Below are 668 nucleotides of genomic sequence, written 5' to 3'. Positions count from 1 at the left end.
ACCGCCCATTTCCGCGAACAATTGAGGAACAACGACGAACACCAGACCCGGGCCTGCTGCTGGCTCCATGCCGAAAGCAAACATTGCCGGGAACATCGCGACACCAGCAAGGATCGCTACGCCGGTATCCATTGCCGTAACCATGCCTGTTGTTTGAACGAGGTTTTCTTTCTTCTTCAAGTAAGAGCCATAAGTCATCATACAACCCATACCAAGACTCAATGAGAAGAACGCCTGACCTAATGCTGCAAGTACCACGTTACTGTCTACTTTTGAGAAGTCTGGCATGAACAAGAACTCAAGACCTGCCATCGCACCTGGAAGCATCAAACCTTTCACCGATACGATGATCAAGATGACAAACAGCAGCGGCATAAGAACTTTACCCGCTTTTTCGATACCGCCAGAAATACCTTTCATTACGATCAGTACGTTAAGGAAAAGGTACACCCCCATCCAGAACAGCGGTTGTAGCGGATCAGAAATGAAACCACCAAAGCTGTCACCGATTGCCTCCGGCGTGCTTAGTAGACCACCACCGACTTTAAAAATGTACGCTAACGCCCAACCACCTACGACAGGGTAAAAACCCATGATAAGTAGCCCACTAAATACACCAATTACGCCGGTGAACGTCCAGCTTCGGTCAGTGGATTTAAATGCGCCTA

1 protein-coding gene is annotated in these 668 nt (G+C 48.7%); it reads right to left on the bottom strand.

Annotation, left to right across the window (positions count from 1 at the left end; all coding sequences use genetic code 11):
• On the bottom strand, positions 1-668 hold a 668-nt coding region (locus tag R7Z77_RS25985; protein ID WP_318137130.1), incomplete at both ends, for a sodium-dependent transporter.

The organism is Vibrio sp. 1401 (assembly GCF_033340295.1).
The sequence above is the reverse complement of the archived record's forward strand: the minus strand, read 5'-3'. Positions and strand labels throughout refer to the sequence as shown.